At 57.0% G+C, this 16,672-nt stretch carries 18 protein-coding genes; 8 read left to right on the forward strand and 10 right to left on the reverse strand.

The genetic code is table 11. The features are described 5' to 3' along the window. Positions 1 to 75: 75 nt before the first annotated feature. The 3 genes from mdtJ (at position 76) to EGY08_RS28960 (ending at position 3,016) form a co-directional block, all read left to right on the forward strand. Positions 76 to 438, forward strand: coding sequence for a multidrug/spermidine efflux SMR transporter subunit MdtJ (mdtJ, locus tag EGY08_RS28950; RefSeq protein ID WP_004119684.1), 363 nt, complete (start codon positions 76 to 78; stop codon positions 436 to 438). Beyond that, positions 425 to 754, forward strand: coding sequence for a multidrug/spermidine efflux SMR transporter subunit MdtI (mdtI, locus tag EGY08_RS28955; protein ID WP_004119685.1), 330 nt, complete (start codon positions 425 to 427; stop codon positions 752 to 754). Before mdtJ ends, mdtI begins: the two co-directional genes overlap by 14 nt. Before the next feature lie 105 nt (positions 755 to 859). Beyond that, positions 860 to 3,016 (forward strand): putative bifunctional diguanylate cyclase/phosphodiesterase, encoded by a 2,157-nt coding sequence (locus tag EGY08_RS28960; RefSeq protein ID WP_123829302.1) that lies wholly within the window; start codon positions 860 to 862, stop codon positions 3,014 to 3,016. 4 nt (positions 3,017 to 3,020) lie between these two features. On the opposite strand, the gene EGY08_RS28965 is transcribed toward EGY08_RS28960, so the two are convergent. Both EGY08_RS28965 and EGY08_RS28970 read right to left on the reverse strand, forming a co-directional pair. Further along, a complete protein-coding gene (locus EGY08_RS28965) occupies positions 3,021 to 3,833 on the reverse strand; it encodes a trypsin-like serine peptidase (RefSeq protein ID WP_004119687.1) in 813 nt (270 codons plus the stop codon). A gap of 578 nt (positions 3,834 to 4,411) precedes the next feature. After that, positions 4,412 to 5,335 carry a LysR substrate-binding domain-containing protein gene (locus EGY08_RS28970; RefSeq protein WP_004119689.1) on the reverse strand — a complete coding sequence of 308 codons (924 nt, stop codon included), beginning with the start codon at positions 5,333 to 5,335 and terminating at the stop codon, positions 4,412 to 4,414. 116 nt (positions 5,336 to 5,451) lie between these two features. On the opposite strand from EGY08_RS28970, the gene EGY08_RS28975 reads away from it, so the two are divergent. Continuing rightward, positions 5,452 to 6,057: a LysE family translocator gene (locus EGY08_RS28975; protein ID WP_004119690.1), complete on the forward strand. Its 606-nt coding sequence runs from the start codon at positions 5,452 to 5,454 to the stop codon at positions 6,055 to 6,057. On the opposite strand, the gene EGY08_RS31275 is transcribed toward EGY08_RS28975, so the two are convergent. The 3 genes from EGY08_RS31275 to EGY08_RS28990 all read right to left on the reverse strand — a co-directional run bounded on the left by EGY08_RS31275 (position 6,054) and on the right by EGY08_RS28990 (position 8,294). Continuing rightward, positions 6,054 to 6,188, reverse strand: a complete 135-nt coding sequence (locus EGY08_RS31275; protein ID WP_255256974.1) for a hypothetical protein — start codon at positions 6,186 to 6,188, stop codon at positions 6,054 to 6,056. The two genes, EGY08_RS28975 and EGY08_RS31275, sit on opposite strands and share 4 nt — an antisense overlap. 18 nt (positions 6,189 to 6,206) lie before the next feature. Next, positions 6,207 to 6,632 carry an acid resistance repetitive basic protein Asr gene (asr, locus tag EGY08_RS28985; RefSeq protein ID WP_004135622.1) on the reverse strand — a complete coding sequence of 142 codons (426 nt, stop codon included), beginning with the start codon at positions 6,630 to 6,632 and terminating at the stop codon, positions 6,207 to 6,209. Between the two features lie 174 nt (positions 6,633 to 6,806). Next, a complete protein-coding gene (locus tag EGY08_RS28990) occupies positions 6,807 to 8,294 on the reverse strand; it encodes a carboxypeptidase M32 (RefSeq protein WP_004119693.1) in 1,488 nt (495 codons plus the stop codon). Between the two features lie 292 nt (positions 8,295 to 8,586). Between EGY08_RS28990 and EGY08_RS30915 the strand changes: the two genes are divergently transcribed. Then, the gene (locus EGY08_RS30915) at positions 8,587 to 8,679 is read left to right on the forward strand and encodes a KPN_01571 family protein (protein ID WP_004119695.1); all 93 of its coding nucleotides are present in this window, start codon (positions 8,587 to 8,589) and stop codon (positions 8,677 to 8,679) included. A gap of 33 nt (positions 8,680 to 8,712) precedes the next feature. Here EGY08_RS30915 and EGY08_RS28995 read toward each other — a convergent pair whose 3' ends face one another. Next, positions 8,713 to 9,963 carry an MFS transporter gene (locus EGY08_RS28995; protein ID WP_049112564.1) on the reverse strand — a complete coding sequence of 417 codons (1,251 nt, stop codon included), beginning with the start codon at positions 9,961 to 9,963 and terminating at the stop codon, positions 8,713 to 8,715. 118 nt (positions 9,964 to 10,081) lie between these two features. Between EGY08_RS28995 and EGY08_RS29000 the strand changes: the two genes are divergently transcribed. From EGY08_RS29000 to bioD, 3 genes are all read left to right on the forward strand, one after another. Next, positions 10,082 to 10,975 carry a LysR family transcriptional regulator gene (locus tag EGY08_RS29000; protein WP_004119698.1) on the forward strand — a complete coding sequence of 298 codons (894 nt, stop codon included), beginning with the start codon at positions 10,082 to 10,084 and terminating at the stop codon, positions 10,973 to 10,975. A 133-nt stretch (positions 10,976 to 11,108) separates the two neighbouring features. Next, complete coding sequence (gene mlc / locus EGY08_RS29005) at positions 11,109 to 12,329, forward strand: sugar metabolism global transcriptional regulator Mlc (RefSeq protein ID WP_004119699.1); 1,221 nt, start codon at positions 11,109 to 11,111, stop codon at positions 12,327 to 12,329. A 127-nt stretch (positions 12,330 to 12,456) separates the two neighbouring features. After that, positions 12,457 to 13,152: a dethiobiotin synthase gene (gene bioD / locus EGY08_RS29010; RefSeq protein WP_004119700.1), complete on the forward strand. Its 696-nt coding sequence runs from the start codon at positions 12,457 to 12,459 to the stop codon at positions 13,150 to 13,152. Here bioD and clcB read toward each other — a convergent pair. From clcB to EGY08_RS29030, 4 genes are all read right to left on the reverse strand, one after another. Then, positions 13,105 to 14,400, reverse strand: coding sequence for a voltage-gated ClC-type chloride channel ClcB (gene clcB, locus EGY08_RS29015; protein WP_050545206.1), 1,296 nt, complete (start codon positions 14,398 to 14,400; stop codon positions 13,105 to 13,107). The genes bioD and clcB overlap by 48 nt on opposite strands. 136 nt (positions 14,401 to 14,536) lie before the next feature. Further along, on the reverse strand, positions 14,537 to 15,145 hold the full coding sequence (gene dmsD, locus EGY08_RS29020; RefSeq protein ID WP_004119702.1) for a Tat proofreading chaperone DmsD: 609 nt from the start codon (positions 15,143 to 15,145) through the stop codon (positions 14,537 to 14,539). Between the two features lie 40 nt (positions 15,146 to 15,185). Then, positions 15,186 to 16,043: a DmsC/YnfH family molybdoenzyme membrane anchor subunit gene (locus tag EGY08_RS29025; protein ID WP_004119704.1), complete on the reverse strand. Its 858-nt coding sequence runs from the start codon at positions 16,041 to 16,043 to the stop codon at positions 15,186 to 15,188. A 1-nt stretch (position 16,044) separates the two neighbouring features. Further along, positions 16,045 to 16,662 (reverse strand): DMSO/selenate family reductase complex B subunit, encoded by a 618-nt coding sequence (locus EGY08_RS29030; RefSeq protein ID WP_123829303.1) that lies wholly within the window; start codon positions 16,660 to 16,662, stop codon positions 16,045 to 16,047. Positions 16,663 to 16,672: the final 10 nt, after the last annotated feature.

Genomic DNA, 16,672 nt, shown 5'->3' on the forward strand with positions numbered 1-16,672 from the left:
ACTAACGTCAGAATTTTTCCGGTTTACTTCGCTGTAAGCCCTAATGGATTATATTCTCAAGCAGGAGAAGGGATCATGTTTTATTGGATATTATTAGCTTTAGCTATCGTTGCTGAAATTACCGGCACTTTGTCGATGAAATGGGCAAGCGTAAGCGGCGGCCATACTGGTTTTATTTTAATGCTGGTGATGATTGCGCTTTCCTATATTTTCCTGGCTTTCGCCGTGAAAAAAATCGCCCTCGGCGTGGCCTATGCCCTATGGGAAGGGATCGGCATTTTACTGATCACGATTTTCAGCGTTCTGCTGTTTGATGAAACGCTGTCGACGATAAAAATCGCCGGTCTGGTTACCCTGGTCGCCGGGATTGTATTGATTAAATCGGGAACGCAGAAAGCGGTGAAATCGGGCAAGGAGAAAACTCATGCAACAGTTTGAGTGGGTCCATGCCGCCTGGCTGGCGCTGGCTATCGCGCTGGAAATTATGGCCAACGTTTTTCTGAAGTTTTCCGACGGTTTTCGACGTAAGTTCTATGGCCTTATGTCGCTGGCGGCGGTTCTTGGCGCCTTTAGCGCGCTTTCGCAGGCGGTCAAAGGGATTGACCTGTCGGTGGCCTATGCCCTGTGGGGCGGTTTCGGTATCGCGGCGACCATTGCCGCCGGCTGGGTGCTGTTTGGCCAGCGCCTGAATCATAAAGGCTGGGCTGGCCTGCTCCTGCTGGTGGTCGGCATGGTGTTAATTAAACTCGCCTGATATGATGCCGCCTGTGGATGCGGGCGGCAAATTCTGCTCTCTGTATTACTCTTAAAAAAGAGCCAGTTCGGCGTATTTCGCTACCGGCCGATATGAGGGCAGAACATGATTCATTTGCCAGGCTGGCGCAATATTCCCTCCGCCAGAACGCTTACCATCATGATTGTCCTCGCCGGGATCGGCTTAATCGTGTCCATTATTTCGCTCCTCTACCTCAGCCAGCACCTGATCGGCCTGAAAGCAAACGAAATTGATAAGCATCGTTCCGTGCTATCGGTGGATGGCGCGGTGCAAACCTCGGTGAACCGCGTGCTGTCGCTGGTGATGGATAACGCTATCTGGGACGATGCGGTGCATCAGACTTATACCGACCGGCTCGATCCGCAATGGCTCTATAACTCCTGGGGTTCCGGCTTTAAGATCAATAACCTTTATGACGGCACTTTCGTGCTCGACCAGCACTATCGGGTGCTGTGGGGATCGTTTCGCAGTGAGAGCTTTACCGAGCAGGATACTCAATTTCTCGGCAACGGTTTTCGTTCGCTCATCTCGCAGCATGCCGCCGCCCTGCGCAGCGGCAAAAGCGCTTATGCCGGCATCACCCGAACCCGCGCCGGTATTGCCTTTATTGGCATTGGCCTGATTCGCCCGACAACAGGGCGGCTTCAGGTATATGATGATACGCGTCGCTATCTGGTGATCACCCGTCATATTAATCCGCAAATGCTTGAGCGTCTGGGCGATACGTTTCAGATCCGCAACCTCCACGTCACGCCAGGTAGCGGCGAATACAGTATCCCGCTCCGCACCCAGTCCGGGGAAATCGTTGGCTATCTGAGCTGGCAGCCGGGGCTTCCCGGCGCGGAAGCCTCGCGGGCGGCATCAAACAATATTCGGCTGATCGCCGTCGTGGCGGCGGGGCTGATCCTGCTGTTTATTCTCTTCAGCTGCCTCGGGCTTTACAAGCTGGCGCGCGGCGAAAAGCTGGCGCGCAATATTGCCATGACCGACTGGCTGAGCCGTTTACCAAACCGGCGGGCGCTGATCGAACGTCTTAATCAGGTATGCGAAAACGCGCAGCACCAGACGCAAAGCGTGGTGTTTATCGATCTCGACGGTTTTAAGGATGTTAACGACAACTACGGCCATGATGTTGGCGATGCGCTGATTATTCATATTGCTAAAGAGCTTCGGCAGCGCGTGCCTCCCGAAGGGATGCTGGCGCGAATGGGCGGCGATGAGTTTGCGATGACCGTAAGCGGCGAACAGGCGGTAAATCAGGCGTTGGCCTTTGCCTGGGCGGTGCTGGAACTGTTAAAAGCCCCCGTTATCCTCAACGAACGAAAAATTTATATCACCGCCAGCATCGGTATCGCCAGCGGTGTCCCGGCAAGCTGTTCCAGCACGGAGCTTTTTCGCCGCGCCGATATTGCCATGTACCACTCGAAAAAAACCGGTAAAGGGCGCACAACCTGGTACGACGAAGCGCTCAGCGACGCGCGGCAGTATCAGCTGAATATCGAAAATGGCATCCGCCAGGGGCTGGAGAACGAAGAGTTTGATGTCTGGTACCAGCCGATCGTCAACGCCGATACGCTGGTTATGGAGGGCGTGGAAGCGCTGTTGCGCTGGCCGCGACGTCCGCAAGGAGCGCTGCCGCCGGACACGTTTATCGGTATTGCCGAAAGTAGCGGTTTGATCTACGCGCTTGGTCAGTTTGTTCTGCAACGCGCCTGTAGCGAGCTGCAGCCTTTAGACGATTTGCTGCTGTCGGTGAATATCTCTCCGGCGCAGTTCCGCGACCCGGAGTTTGAGTCGCGGGTGGTGCAGGTGCTGGGCAGCTGCAATTTCCCGGCCCGTCGGTTGCAGCTAGAGGTTACGGAGAGCTACGTTCTGGAGAATCCCGAGCGTGCGCGGGCGGCGATTGAAAATTTAAGGTCGCTGGGGATCTCGGTGGCGCTCGATGATTTTGGCACCGGCTACTCCAGTATCGGCTATTTACGCAGCTTCAGCTTCGACAGTCTCAAAATTGATAAATCACTGGCCGGGCGGGTGGATGTGGATACCCAGGCGGCGGAGCTGGTGCGCGGTACCGTACGCATTGCCGGGGCGTTGGGCATTACGGTTGTGGCGGAAGGCGTTGAAAATCAGCAACAGCTGGCGCTGCTGCGACGGGCGGGATGCGTCAGATTGCAAGGTTTCTTCTTCAGCGAACCGATGCCCGTCGCATCGTTATTGCAGCTGCGTCAGCAGCAAGGTTGACCGCTTACTGGGCGGCCAGCGCCTCAAGCTTATCGCGAAAACCGGTCACCGAGATGGCGCGGTTGTCCGCCCGCCAGCGATCTTTTGCCCCCGGCGCCGAGCTCTGTACCGCGATCACCTGCCAGCCGTCGTCGGTTTTCAGCAGCAGCGGCGAGCCGCTATCGCCGGGTAGCGTATCGCATTGATGGGAGAGCACCGATGTTTGCGCCCAGCCGGTGACCACGCAATCTTCGTGGGTGTAGAGATTATCCAGATGATCTTCCGGATAGCCTGACTGAGTCACTTTTCGTTCTGCCGTTTTCAGTGCGGCGGTCAGATCGGCTTTGCTGCCGCTAAAAATCGGTACCGGCGTTATACCGGAAGGGGCATAGCGCAGGAGGATCAGGCCAAAATCCCACGGCGCTGCGGCGCTGGGAACTATCCAGCCATCGCCGTCGGCCTTAAGCCGTTTGCCCAGCGAAGGGTCCACGCGGCCTTCAATACCGTGAATTTCGTAAACCCAGCCGCCTTTGCGCGAAATAAAGCGCAGCGCGACGGGTTTATCCGGCTTGCCTTTGGGCGGCGTCAGCAGGCAGTGACCGGCGGTGAGCGCCAGGTTGGGGGCGATAAGCGTCGCGGTACAGAGATTACCGCTGGCGGTCTCCAGTTGCCCAATCGCATCCCAGGGTTCGTCCGTGGGATTGCTGACCGGTTTTCGGTCGTCATGACCAAAAAATAGCGTCTTAATATCTTTTGCACTCATGCCTTCATCATCGGCCTGGGCCAGCGCTGGAAACAGGTAAATGGAACACAGTAATAACAGGACGTCTCTACGCATATCACTCTCTGGGGAGATAATTATGTCTATTGAAAGTAGCAGCAGATTTAAGTTTATGAAAGTTAAGAATAATTTTAATTAAGCCAGACGGCAGGCGAAATCAGCGAAAATCGCCGGTCGCTCGCGGATGAATGGCGTAAATTCAATACGTTAACACCATTTTCCTGCGGCGCTATTTCCGCAGAAAAGGGCCGCGGAAGCAACAGAAATCGTGTATCCGAACGTACAACCGGCGGGGAGCGATAAAATGATCCCCACTTCAGCTTTTTCTCAAGTCCCTAATGACTAAACAGCGCCAATATTGCGGGGAAAAAAGAGATTTCTTTGCAGGATAAGCGGACTTCTTTACCTGTTTATCAATTACTTTCAAAGCGAAACATTTTCTCACCGTAAACGTTGCTATTGCTACCACCTTGTTGAGCAAACAGAGATGTTATCCCGGCGATGATATCTGCAATATCAAACACCCGATATACGGGAGGATTTATGTCTAAACAAGGTATTCGTGCATTAGTTTACGTTTCGCTGGTATCAGCAATGATCTGGGGCGCCACGGGCTATCTGCTGGTGACGGCGGTTCACGTACTGTAATCCGGGGCCGCGCCCTGGCGGATAACGTCTGCGGGGAGCGGGCCGGGAATATGCTGGTTTAAAAAACGCTGCAATAGGGCGATCGGCTGCGGGCTGAGCGTATTTTTCGGCCAGACAAAATAGTAGCCTTCGCCGGTGGCTATTGCGGTAGAGAAAGGCAAGGCCAGCAGTCCCGCGCGGATCGCGGGTAGATTAAGCAATAGATCGCCAATGCTCACGCCGTGGCCGCTCATCGCCGCCATCGTGCCTTGCTCAAGGGTATCAAAGACGATGCCCTGAGCAATATTTGGCGCGGGCCGCTCATCATGCTGCAGCCAGCGCCGCCAGTCCCGACGATCGGTTGAGGGATGAATCAGCGTACAGGCCGCCAAATTTTGTCTGGCCTGCGCTACCATACCCGGCGCGCAAAGCGGGATTAGCCATTCGGCAAACAGCAGGCTGCGGTTATTCTCTTCACCAAAATTTCCGTCCCCTAACAGTATCGCGCAGTCGAACGGCTCTTGGGTAAAATCGACGCTGTCGCGGTCCATCCACAGGCTGCTCATTTCTACTTCCGGGCGCTGGTGCTGCTGGCGAAACAGTTGCAGGACGTCCAGTAGCCAGCGCATCGTGAGCGTTGACGGCGCCTTAAGACGAAGTTTGCCGGCCTGACGGCGCAGTGCCCGGCAGGCCCGTTCAATCGACAAAAAACTCTCCTCCAGCGCTTTCGCCAGCTGAGTTCCGGAGTCGGTCAGGGTGACTTTTGGCCCATGGCGAAGGAAAAGGCGGCATTCAAACCATGACTCCAGGGTGCTGACGTGACGACTGACGGCACCTGGCGTCACGTTCAGGGCGGCGGCGGCCTTGCTAAATGATCCAAGGCGAGCGGCGGTTTCAAAAGCGCGCAGGGCGTAGAGCGGCGGCATGGTCATCGTTGATGAAGTTCTATATTGAGTAAAACTCACATTCAAGCTCACTATTAGTCGTTTTTCAACTTTGAAATCAAAGAAGAATATAGGCTTTTCATTTTGAATAGTGAGCTTAGCTGATGAATCTTTCCTTGCTGATGGCCTACTCCCTGGCGGTTCTGGCGCTGGTTGCTACGCCGGGACCGGTGGTGTTGTTAGTAACAGGCGCGGCGGCGCGTGAAGGCTATGCCAGCGCGGTGCGGACGATGATTGGCGGCAATCTGGCGTCGCTGTTGCTGCTCGCCGCTGCTGCCGCGATGCTGACCGGTGCGCTAGCGGTCGAACCCCGGGCGCTAACGCTGCTGGCGATGATCGGGTCGCTGTATATTATTTGGCTGGCGCTGGCAATGCTGCGTGAAGATGCCGTTACGCAGCAGGTAGCCAAAAAGCGTAGCGGGGTGATGGCTGGATTCGCGACCGCATTAAGCAATCCCAAAGATATTCTCTTTTTTGCCGCTTTTTTTCCGCAGTTTATTCATATCACCGACAGTTTCGGCTGCAGTCTGGGGGTATTGACGGCGGTGTGGGTGCTGATCGACCTGAGCGTGCTTTCGCTTTACATTCTGGCGGTTCGTCGTTGGTTAACGGCGCGTTGCGCCAAACGTTTGACGACGGTCTCGGCGCTTTTTCTGCTGCTTCTGGCGAGCTATGGGTTGGGATATAACGTGTGGCAGCTACATCTTTAGTAAAGGAAAAAACGGCTGGCGACCAGCGCGCAGATAATCAGCAGGATCAGGATGAGCTCAAAACGATAGCGCCGCAGCATGGTGCTCTCCAGAAAAAAACGGCGCTGAAGACAGCGCCGATATCGTATCACACAACTTAACCCGGGAGATTAAGCAGCCGGTTGTGCAGCTGGTTTAGCGGTATGATGTTTAGTGGTTTTGTGGTGTTTTTTAGCTGCCTGCGCTTTCTGAGCTACTGGTTTAGCAGCGGCTTTTTTGTGTTTCTTAGCGGCCTGGGCTTTCTGAGCTGCGGCCGGTTTAGCTTCCGCTTTTTTGTGCTTTTTAGCGGCCTGGGCTTTCTGAGTCACAGCCGGTTTAGCTGCGGCTTTTTTGTGCTTTTTAGCCGCCTGCGCTTTCTGCTCAGCAGCCGGTTTGGCAGCGGCGGTATGGTGTTTCTTATGGTGGGTCGCTTTAGCGGTGGTGCTGTGAGTTGCAGCAGCCGGCGCCGGAGTTGTGGTGGTGGCAGCATCGGCAGCGAAAGCAACAGAAGACAGACCCATAGCAGCGGCAACGACCAGAGCTAATACTTTTTTCATTCTGATATCCTCGAAAAGGTTTCTTGTTTCAACCCCACTGCGGGGCCGTTGAAAGAACTATATGCTTGTCTTATCGAGGTTTCCGTGAGTGTTTGGTATCGGCGTGTAACCGTATGTACAACGCGCTGCGACAGAGATGGAACACGGCGTCGGGAGCGGCCCGACGCCGGTGATTTACAGATAACGCGAGGTAAGGTGCTGGCGGAAATAGGCGCTATTAAGGTCTTCTCCGGTAGCGTGCTGAATCAGCTGCGAGGTGGTAAAACGGCTACCGTGCTGCCAGATATTTTGCCGCAGCCAGTCAAACAGCGCGCTGAAGTTACCGTTGGCGATATCGCTTTCCAGCTGCGGTAGCGCCCGTCTGGCGGAAGCCATCAGCTGAGCGGCATACATCGCGCCAAGCGTATAGGAAGGGAAATAGCCAAAACCGCCGTCGGTCCAGTGGATATCCTGCATACAGCCGTCGCGATAGTTGCCGGTGGTGGAAAGTCCCAGCCAGTGCTGCATTTTTTCGTCCCACAGCGCCGGAATATCATCGACCTCGATATCGCCATCTATTAGCGCGCGTTCAATTTCATAGCGCAGAATGACGTGTGCCGGATAGCTCACCTCATCCGCGTCGACGCGAATAAAGCCCGGCTTGACGCGCTGATTCCAGGCGATGAAGTTTTCGCGACTAAAGGCCGGCTGTTCGCCAAAGTACTGACGTACCGTTGGCAGCAGGCGCTGTAGAAAGGCGTCGCTGCGGCCAAGCTGCATTTCGAAAAACAGGCTTTGCGACTCATGGATCGCCGTAGAACGGGCGAGGGCGATGGGCTGATCGAGCCAGTTACGCGGCAGATTTTGTTCGTAGCGCGCGTGGCCGGTTTCGTGAATCACGCCAAACAGCGCGCTGAGCAGGTCGTTTTCGTTGTAGCGCGTGGTGATACGCACATCCTCGGGGACGCCGCCGCAGAACGGGTGGGCGCTGATATCCAGGCGTCCGCCGTCAAAATCAAATCCCAGCACGCGCATCGCCTCCAGCCCCAGCTCGCGCTGGTCGGCAATCGGAAACGGCCCCTGAGGTTCGATGAGGGGCGTCTGTGCCTGCTTCTCGACCGCTTTTTCCAGCAGCGAAGGAAGCCAGGATTTAAGGTCCGCGAACAGCACGTCCAGACGGGCGCTGGTCATATCCGGTTCAAAAATATCCAGCAGGGCGTCATAGCGGGAGCCGCCTTTCGCCGCCGCGCGAATCTGCGCCTCTTCGCGGCTCAGTTTGACGACTTCACGCAGGTTTTCGGCAAAACCCTGCCAGTCGTTCGCCGGACGCTGGCTGCGCCAGGCGTGCTCGCAGCGGCTACCCGCCAGCGATTTGGCTTCCACCAGGCTTTCCGGCAGCAGCGCCGCCTGTTGGTACTGGCGAGTCATTTCGCGCAGGTTGGCCTGTTCCACATCATTTAGCTCTTCCTGAAGCGCGTTCTGTAGCCATTCACCCACTTTCCTGTCGGTGAGGATCTGATGCTGCAAAACGCCGAGCTCGGCGAGCGCCGCGCCGCGGGCCGCGCTGCCGCCGGGCGGCATCATGGCGAACATATCCCAGCCGGCAATGGCCGAGAGATGCGAGAAGCGGGAGAGTCGCTGGAAGGTGCGGGTAAGTTGATGATAATTTTTATTTTCGGTCATGTTTACACTCTGACGGTGGCAAGTGAACAAAAGAGGTTTTCGTTGGCCTCTACACTATCGTGATACGCCGATGGGGTCGAGGGATGCGGGGCCTTCCACCACAAATCTCCCGAGACGATCTGCCCATCGCCGCCCGCATCGGCTCGCCGGCTATTAGCATAATGTAGGGATTAATCGATTGCGTATTTTATGTTTGGCTCGAAATAATCCGGATGTGCGTAAAGTAACAGACGCTTTCTCTAAACCGCGGCTAAACTTAATGCAGGCACAGCCCGCCTATGCGAGGTGGATTATGAATCCGTTTACCTGGCTGTTTATTGCTCTGCTTTCAATCGATGCCGTTAGAGAGGTGTTGGGAATGTCATCGGTACTGGGGATGTGGTGAAGCGTGGCCCGTGACAGGCCACGTTAACCCGCGTTATTTCAGCCGTTTATGCAAACACGCGCCGGTGAGCAGCGCTGCCAGCAGCATCAGCGCGATAAACCCGCCGACGCCGTTCCAGCCGTAGTTATGCCAGAACACCCCGCCTAACGTCCCCGCCATGCTGGAACCCAGATAGTAGCTAAACAAATAGAGCGATGACGCCTGGCCGCGGGCGCGACGGGCGCGCGGGCCGATCCAACTGCTGGCTACCGAGTGCGCCGCGAAGAAGCCCGCTGAGAACAGCAGCATGCCGATAAAAATTAGCCACAGGGACGAGAACAGGGTCAGCAGCAGGCCGCCGAGCATCACCGCCGTGGAGAATAGCAGTACCGGGCCGCGACCGTAGCGAACGGTCATCGCCCCGGCTTTCGGCGAACTCCAGGTTCCGGTCAAATAGGCCACCGACAGCAGGCCAACCACCGCCTGGCTGAGCGACCACGGCGAGAGCATCAGACGATAGCCGATATAGTTAAACAGCGTTACGAATGCCCCCATTAATAAGAAACCTTCAAGAAATAGCAGCGGTAGTCCGCGATCGCGCCAGTGCAGGCGGAAGTTGATCAGCAGCGATTTTGGCCGCAGCGACGTTGGACGAAAGTGGCGCGACTCCGGCAGGATGCGCCAGAACATCAGCGCGGCTGCGAGGGCGAAGCCGCTAATGACCGCCAGCGCGATACGCCAGCCGAAGAAATCGGTGAATACCCCGGTCAGCAGACGGCCGCTCATGCCGCCAATCGAGTTTCCGCTGATATACAGCCCCATTGAGAACGCCACGACGCTGGGGTGGATCTCTTCGCTCAGATAGGTCATGCCGACCGCCGCCACGCCGCTCAACGACAGGCCGATCAGGGCGCGCATAATCAGGATCCCATGCCAGCTGGACATCATCGTTGACAGTAGGGAGCAGCAGGAAGCCAGCACCAGTGCAGTCACCATCACCTGTTTGCGGCCAATGGCGTCGGATAACGGGCCGGTAAACAGCAGGCCGACTGCCAGCATAGCCGTGGAAATCGACAGCGAGATACTGCTGCTGGCCGGCGAGACGCCGAATTCGCTGGAGAGCACCGGCAGAATCGGCTGAACACAATAGAGCAGCGCGAAGGTCGCCAGTCCGGCGGAAAAGAGGGCGAGGGTGACGCGAATAAATTGCGGGGTACCACGTTTGATAAACTGGTTTGGCTGAGGAGCGATAATGTCGCTGACGTCGTTTGCCGGGACGGTGTCAGCGGTAGTTGTACGACTCACGGAAAAATCCTTGGTAATAAACAGAGAGTTGAGCGACCGAGTAAGTCACTTATTCAGAGTAGGAAAATGTAAATATTCTGTCTAATATATTAATAATCTCAAATAAGACGTTTTAGATATGAATATTGAACTTCGTCACCTCCGCTATTTTATTGCCGTGGCGGAAGAGCTCCATTTCGGCCATGCGGCGGCGCGGTTAAATATCTCTCAGCCGCCGCTTAGCCAGCAGATTCAAATCCTTGAGCAGCAAATTGGCGCACGTCTGTTTGCCCGGACGAACCGCAGCGTCAGCCTGACGGAGGCCGGGAGGCAGTTTCTCGCCGATAGCCGGCAGATCCTGACCCAAGTGGACGATGCCGCCGCGCGGGCAGCCCGTCTTCATCAGGGCGAAACCGGCGAACTGCGCATTGGTTTTACCTCCTCTGCCCCCTTTATTAAGGCGGTATCGGATACGCTATCGACCTTCCGACGCCGCTATCCCGATGTGCATATTCAAACGCGGGAAACCAACACGCGCGAGCAGATTGTGCCGCTGAACGAGGGGGCGCTGGATCTGGGGCTGATGCGTAATACCCAACTGCCGGAAACCCTGATCTGGGAAAGAGTGCTGCGCGAACCACTGCTGGCGATGGTGCCGCGCGATCATCCGCTGGCGAGCCAGCCGCGCGTCAGCCTGCGGGAACTGGCGCGGGAGCCGTTTGTGTTCTTCGATCCCCATGTCGGTACCGGGCTGTATGACGATATTCTCGGCCTGCTGCGGCGCTACGATCTGACGCCAACGATCGCCCAGGAAGTGGGGGAAGCGATGACGATTATCGGACTGGTTGCCGCCGGGCTTGGCGTGTCGATATTGCCGGCGTCATTCAGACGGGTTCAGCTATCGGAAATGTGCTGGCTGCCCATCGAAGAGCAGGATGCGGTATCGGAAATGTGGCTGGTGTGGTCGAAGCATCATGAACAGGGGCAGGCGGCCCGGCGTTTTCGCGAATCACTGCTTGCCAGCACCACGTGAGTTATTTAAGACAAATCACGGCTAAAAATGTGCGGTAAATCACAAGGCTAAGCAAAAATTTGACGATTACCATTGAAGTGCTTCACCATAGCCATCAGTTTATTTCGAAGCGCGAAAATAAAGGGAGTCAACGGTGGTAGCGGACAGTCAGCCAGGCCATATCGATCAAATTAAGCAGACCAACGCGGGCGCGGTTTATCGCCTCATTGATCAGCTTGGCCCGGTGTCGCGCATCGACCTTTCGCGCTTTGCGCAGCTGGCGCCTGCCAGCATCACCAAGATCGTCCGCGAAATGCTGGAAGCGCATCTGGTCCAGGAGACGGAAATCCAGGAGCCGGGTAGCCGGGGAAGGCCTGCCGTTGGCTTAATGGTGGAAACGGAAGCCTGGCACTACCTCTCTATCCGCATCAGCCGCGGCGAGCTCCACCTCGCGCTGCGGGATTTAAGCAGCGCGCTGGTGGTGGAAGAGCAGCTTGAACTGGCGTTACAGCACGCTCAGCCTTTTGCGACCCGGCTACTCGATCATGTTGACCAGTTCTTTATTCGTCACCAAAAGAAGCTGGAGCGTTTAACCGCCATCGCCGTTACCATGCCGGGGATCATCGACACCGAGCACGGTATCATCCACCGGATGCCTTTTTATGAAGACGTTAAGGATATGCCGCTGGGCGAGATCTTAGCCAACCATACCGGCGTATCGGTCTATATTCAGCACGATATCAGCGCCTGGACCATGGCCGAATCGCTGTTCGGCGCCTCCAGAGGCGCGCGGGATGTGATTCAGGTGGTGATAGACCATAACGTCGGCGCGGGGGTGATCACCGACGGCCGTCTATTGCACGCGGGCAGCAGCAGCCTGGTCGAGATCGGCCACACCCAGGTCGACCCGTATGGGAAACGCTGCTATTGCGGCAACCATGGCTGTCTGGAAACGATCGCCAGCGTGGAAAGCGTGCTGGAGCTGGCGCAGATCCGTATGGCGAAGTCGATGAGTTCGATGCTGCACCAGCAGCCGCTGAGCGTTGAATGGCTATGTCAGGCCGCTCTGCAGGGGGATTTGCTGGCGCGGGACATTATCAGCGGCGTCGGGAACCATGTCGGGCGGATTCTGGCGATTATGGTTAACCTCTTTAACCCGCAGAAAATTCTTATCGGCTCCCCCTTCAACCTGGCTGCGGATATTCTGTTTCCGGCAATATCTGATTGTATTCGACAACAATCGTTACCTGCCTATAGCCGACATATTGCCGTGGAAAGCACTCAGTTTTCTAACCGGGGAACGATGGCTGGCGCGGCCCTGGTTAAGGATGCCCTCTATAACGGATCGTTGCTGATACGACTGTTACAGGGTTAACATTTTTTCATATTCACACCAAAAATTGCGCTATCTCAAGCTGGCTTCCGGCGGCATCGCGTAGACTTTTTCCACAGTTGATTATTTCTCTCCCGTATATTTCATCAACATAACTGTGGGGTTAGTGATGTTTAAGCGTTTCTTCATAACAGGTACTGACACTGCCGTCGGCAAGACGGTGGTTTCCCGTGCGCTGTTGCAGGCACTGGCTGCCTGCGGCAAAAGCGTCGCCGGATACAAGCCTGTGGCGAAGGGCAGTAAAGAGACGCCGGACGGACTGCGGAACAAAGATGCGCTGGTCTTACAGAGCGTGTCATCGCTGGTGTTACCGTATGAAGCTGTCAATCCCATCGCGTTAAGCGAAGATGAAAGCAGCGTGGCGCACAGTTGCCCGATCAACTACGGCCTACTGTCGGATGGCCTCCAGCGCCTCAGCGGCCAGGTTGAGCATGTGGTGGTTGAAGGTACTGGCGGCTGGCGCAGCCTGATGAACGACCTGCGCCCGCTCTCGGAATGGGTAGTACAGGAACAGCTGCCGGTGCTCATGGTGGTGGGGATTCAGGAGGGCTGTATCAATCACGCCCTGCTGACCGCGCAGGCGATAGCAAACGACGGCCTGCCGCTTATAGGCTGGGTGGCCAACCGCATTAATCCGGGCCTGGCGCATTATGCTGAAATCATCGACGTACTGAGCAAAAAGCTGCCGGCGCCGCTAATCGGTGAACTGCCTTACTTGCCGCGCGCGGAACAGCGCGAATTAAGCCAGTATATCGACTTATCGATGCTCGGGGAGATGATGGCGGTAGATAGAATCTCGGCGTAGCGTCCGCGATAGCACCGATGCCAGCACGCTGGCAATCAGTAAACCGGGCAGTAAAACGTACTGTCCGGTCATTTCACAAATCATCAGCGTTGACATAATCGGCGCATGGGTGGTGGCCGCCAGAAACGCCGCCATCCCGGTTAAGCCAATCATTATCGCGATCGCCTGGCCATCAGGCAGCCACAGCCCGGTCAGGCTGGCGAACAGCATACCGATCCCCAGCCCAACAAATAGCGTTGGCGTAAATACGCCGCCCGGCGCCCCGGAGCCGCTGCTGGCGAGTACCGCAAGCAGCTTGCAGACAAACACCGTAAGTATTGCGCTCAACAGCGGCGGCGACAGGAGATAGCGCTGCACAACGCTATAGCCATTCCCCCAGACGGCCGGCGCGATCAGCGACAGCAGACCGACAACGAGGCCACCGAGCGCCAGCTGCAAGGGGGGCGACAGGCGCAGCCGGACAAAGCAGCCATGGCTATAGCCCATCAGCCAGATAAACAGCGGCCCGCAAAGCCCGGCCAGCAGAGCCGTCGCCAGCATCAGTGCATAGTGCGTCGCACGAAGGGTTTCGTGAAATTCAACGTGATACAGCGGAGCCGAACCGCCGTTCAGCAGATTGGTCAGCAGCAGGGCGACCACCGCGGCAATCACGACCGGGCCAAGCGAAGCCAGCATCAGGGTACCGAATAAAATCTCGGCGATAAACAGGCTGCCGGCCAGCGGAGCATGGTAGGCGCTGGCCATCCCGGCGGCGGCGCCGCAGGCTACCCACAGCTTCCACTCGTCTTTGGGCGTAAAGATGCGGGCGAACAGAGAAGCGGCCAGCGCGGCCAGCAGGATCATCGCCCCCTCGCGGCCAATGGCGCTGCCGGTGGTCACCACCAGCAGGGAAGCCAGCGATTTTACCAGGCTGGCGGGCGTATCAAACACGCCGTCGCCGGTCTCGAGGGCTTCCATATAGTCGGTTGGCGCATGGGGTCGTGCACTGGTGCGCCGCTGCCAGAGCCAGAGCAGGGTGCCAGCCGCAAAACCGCCTAGCGCGGGCGTCAATAACCGACGCCAGCCGGGCATCGACTCAGCGGCGTTGACCAGGCTTCCACTGTCATTGCTCAGAAACAGGCTTTCCAGACCGGCCATCGCGTGGCGAAACAGGGCAACCGCGAGCGCGGCGAAGACGCCGACCAGCATGGCAATCAGCAGGCGGCGAAACATAACCTGAATATCAGGATAAGCGTGAAGACGATGCATCAGCAAATACGATTAGCGCGGGACATGGCTTATTTTTACCGGGAATAAGCATAGACGCAAAAGCGATAAGTGCGAAAGGGAGAGAAAGTGACGTTGTCACCTGCGCTATGCCCGCCGGACGGGCATAGCGCAGGGGTTAACGGTAGAGCGGTTTATCGGCGACCGCGCAGGGCAGCTGCGCCTGCCAGTACGTCAGCGTCTCTTGCGTCAGCTGGCCCAGAGCCTGATAAAAAGGGTTTTCCGCCCCAGAGATAAACACGCTCAGAAAGCGCCCCGACCACGGGAGAAGATGCCAGGCCAGCAGCTGGTTAAATGCCTCATCCTGACCGGATTCACAAAGCCAGGCCGCCAGCAGCAGCAGCGTACCGAAGTGGTCTTCCGGCTCGGCGCGTCGCTCAGACAGACTGATACCGGTGGCCCGCATCCACTCGCGCAGCGCCAGCGTCGAGTCGCCGAACAGCACGCTTTCTTTGTCCAGCCAGACGGAGCCCCACGGCGGCGCGGGCAGCGCCCACGGGCCGATGAACAGCCTCTGCCAGGCTTCCGCCAGCGGTTCATCGTCTTCGATAGCGAACTGCGCCGCCAGGCCGTCCGCGACCGGCCAGGGCCACTGGCTCTGCCAACTGCCGTCGCGCAGGGCTGCGATCAGAGGAGCCACCTGCTCGCTATTCGGAGCAAAAGAAAACAGCGCGCCCAGCGTACGGGCGCTGAGTGCGACGGCGTCGCGGTCTTGCGCTTGCAGCATACCTTTTCCTTACAGCAGAGGGTGCCGCGGCACCCGTTGATTAACCGGCAATCGCCGTACCGACGGTCATATGTAGGCCATAAAACAGGCCGCGACCGATAAACTCGCCGAGTAATACCAGGATCAGTCCGAGCAGCAGGCTGGCGATGCGCGGGTTTTTCTTTCTTGCCAGCGGGCAGATCCAGCAGCCAAGGCCCAACGTCAAAAATGCTAAACGCAGGATTTGTAGCCAGCCATAGTTTGGCAGTAGGGCGCTGGCCTGCTGCACGGAGCTGCGGATCTCCGCCAGTTCGCTGTTCTGCAAAATGACCACCGCCAGGCTTGCCAGCAGCGCAAGGACGCTCATCGACGCGAAGACGGTGCCGTTAAAAGGCACGTTGGCTACCCGCAGCAGCAGGGCGGCGAAAAGCGGCCCGCACAGCACCATCGTCAGAAAGAAGGCGGCGGTGGTGTAGGCATTATACCAGGTCGGCACGGTATCAATTTGATAGACCAGGCTCATCTCAAGGACGAACAGGCAACCGAGCAGCATAGTGAGCAGGAGCCAGGCTTTGGCCAGCATTCTCGGCATTTTGCCGAGAATCGTCAGCAGCCACCAGAAACCCCCAACGGCGAAAAACAGCGCGCCGCTGGCAATTTCATTGCTTAATGCCGATGCTCCTAGCCGGTTAAGCGAGTTAAACGCCCGCAGCGGTGAGCCAAGGTGGATGATTGACGCCAGAAAGCCAATCCCCATCACCAGCCAGATAAAAAACATGCCGCGCACCAGGCGCTCCCGGGCTTCGGAATTGTTATTCAGCGAAAGCCAGCCTAGTCCGCTGACGATAATCGCCCCTGCAACGCTTTGCCCCAGCACCGTAAACAGCACCAGCGGCCATTCATGCCATCCATTTCCCACGTTACACCTCCTTCGGGTTGGCCAGATAGCCGATGGTATCACCCGTCGGACGGCTGTTGGCGTTAGGTTTAATCACAATGCTCGGCTTCGTGAAGTGCGCGGACGGTAGCGGCGCGACGGCGGCAAGCTGACCATGCTTTTCGCGCAGCTCTTCGATGGGGCCAAAGTCGAGCGCCCGCAGCGGGCAGGATTCGACGCAAATCGGTTTTTTACCGTTAGCAACCCGGTCGTAGCAGCCGTCGCATTTGGTCATGTGGCCCTTTGCCGCGTTGTACTGCGGCGCGCCGTACGGACAGGCCATATGGCAGTAGCGACAGCCGATGCATACCTCTTCGTTCACCACCACAAAGCCGTCATCGCGCTTGTGCATGGCGCCGCTGGGGCACACTTTAGTACAGGCCGGATCTTCGCAGTGGTTACAGGCGATGGAAAGGTAATAGGCAAAAACGTTTTGATTCCACACGCCGTTATCTTCCTGCCAGCCGCCGCCCGCGTATTCGTAAATGCGGCGAAAGCTGACGTCAGGCGTTAAGTTTTTATAATCCTTACAGGCCAGCTCGCAGGTCTTACAGCCTGTGCAGCGGGCGGAATCGATAAAAAATCCATACTGAGCGCTCATGGTTTACTCC

Source organism: Klebsiella sp. FDAARGOS_511 (assembly GCF_003812845.1).
In the GTDB taxonomy this organism is placed as follows: Bacteria; Pseudomonadota; Gammaproteobacteria; order Enterobacterales; family Enterobacteriaceae; genus Klebsiella; species Klebsiella grimontii.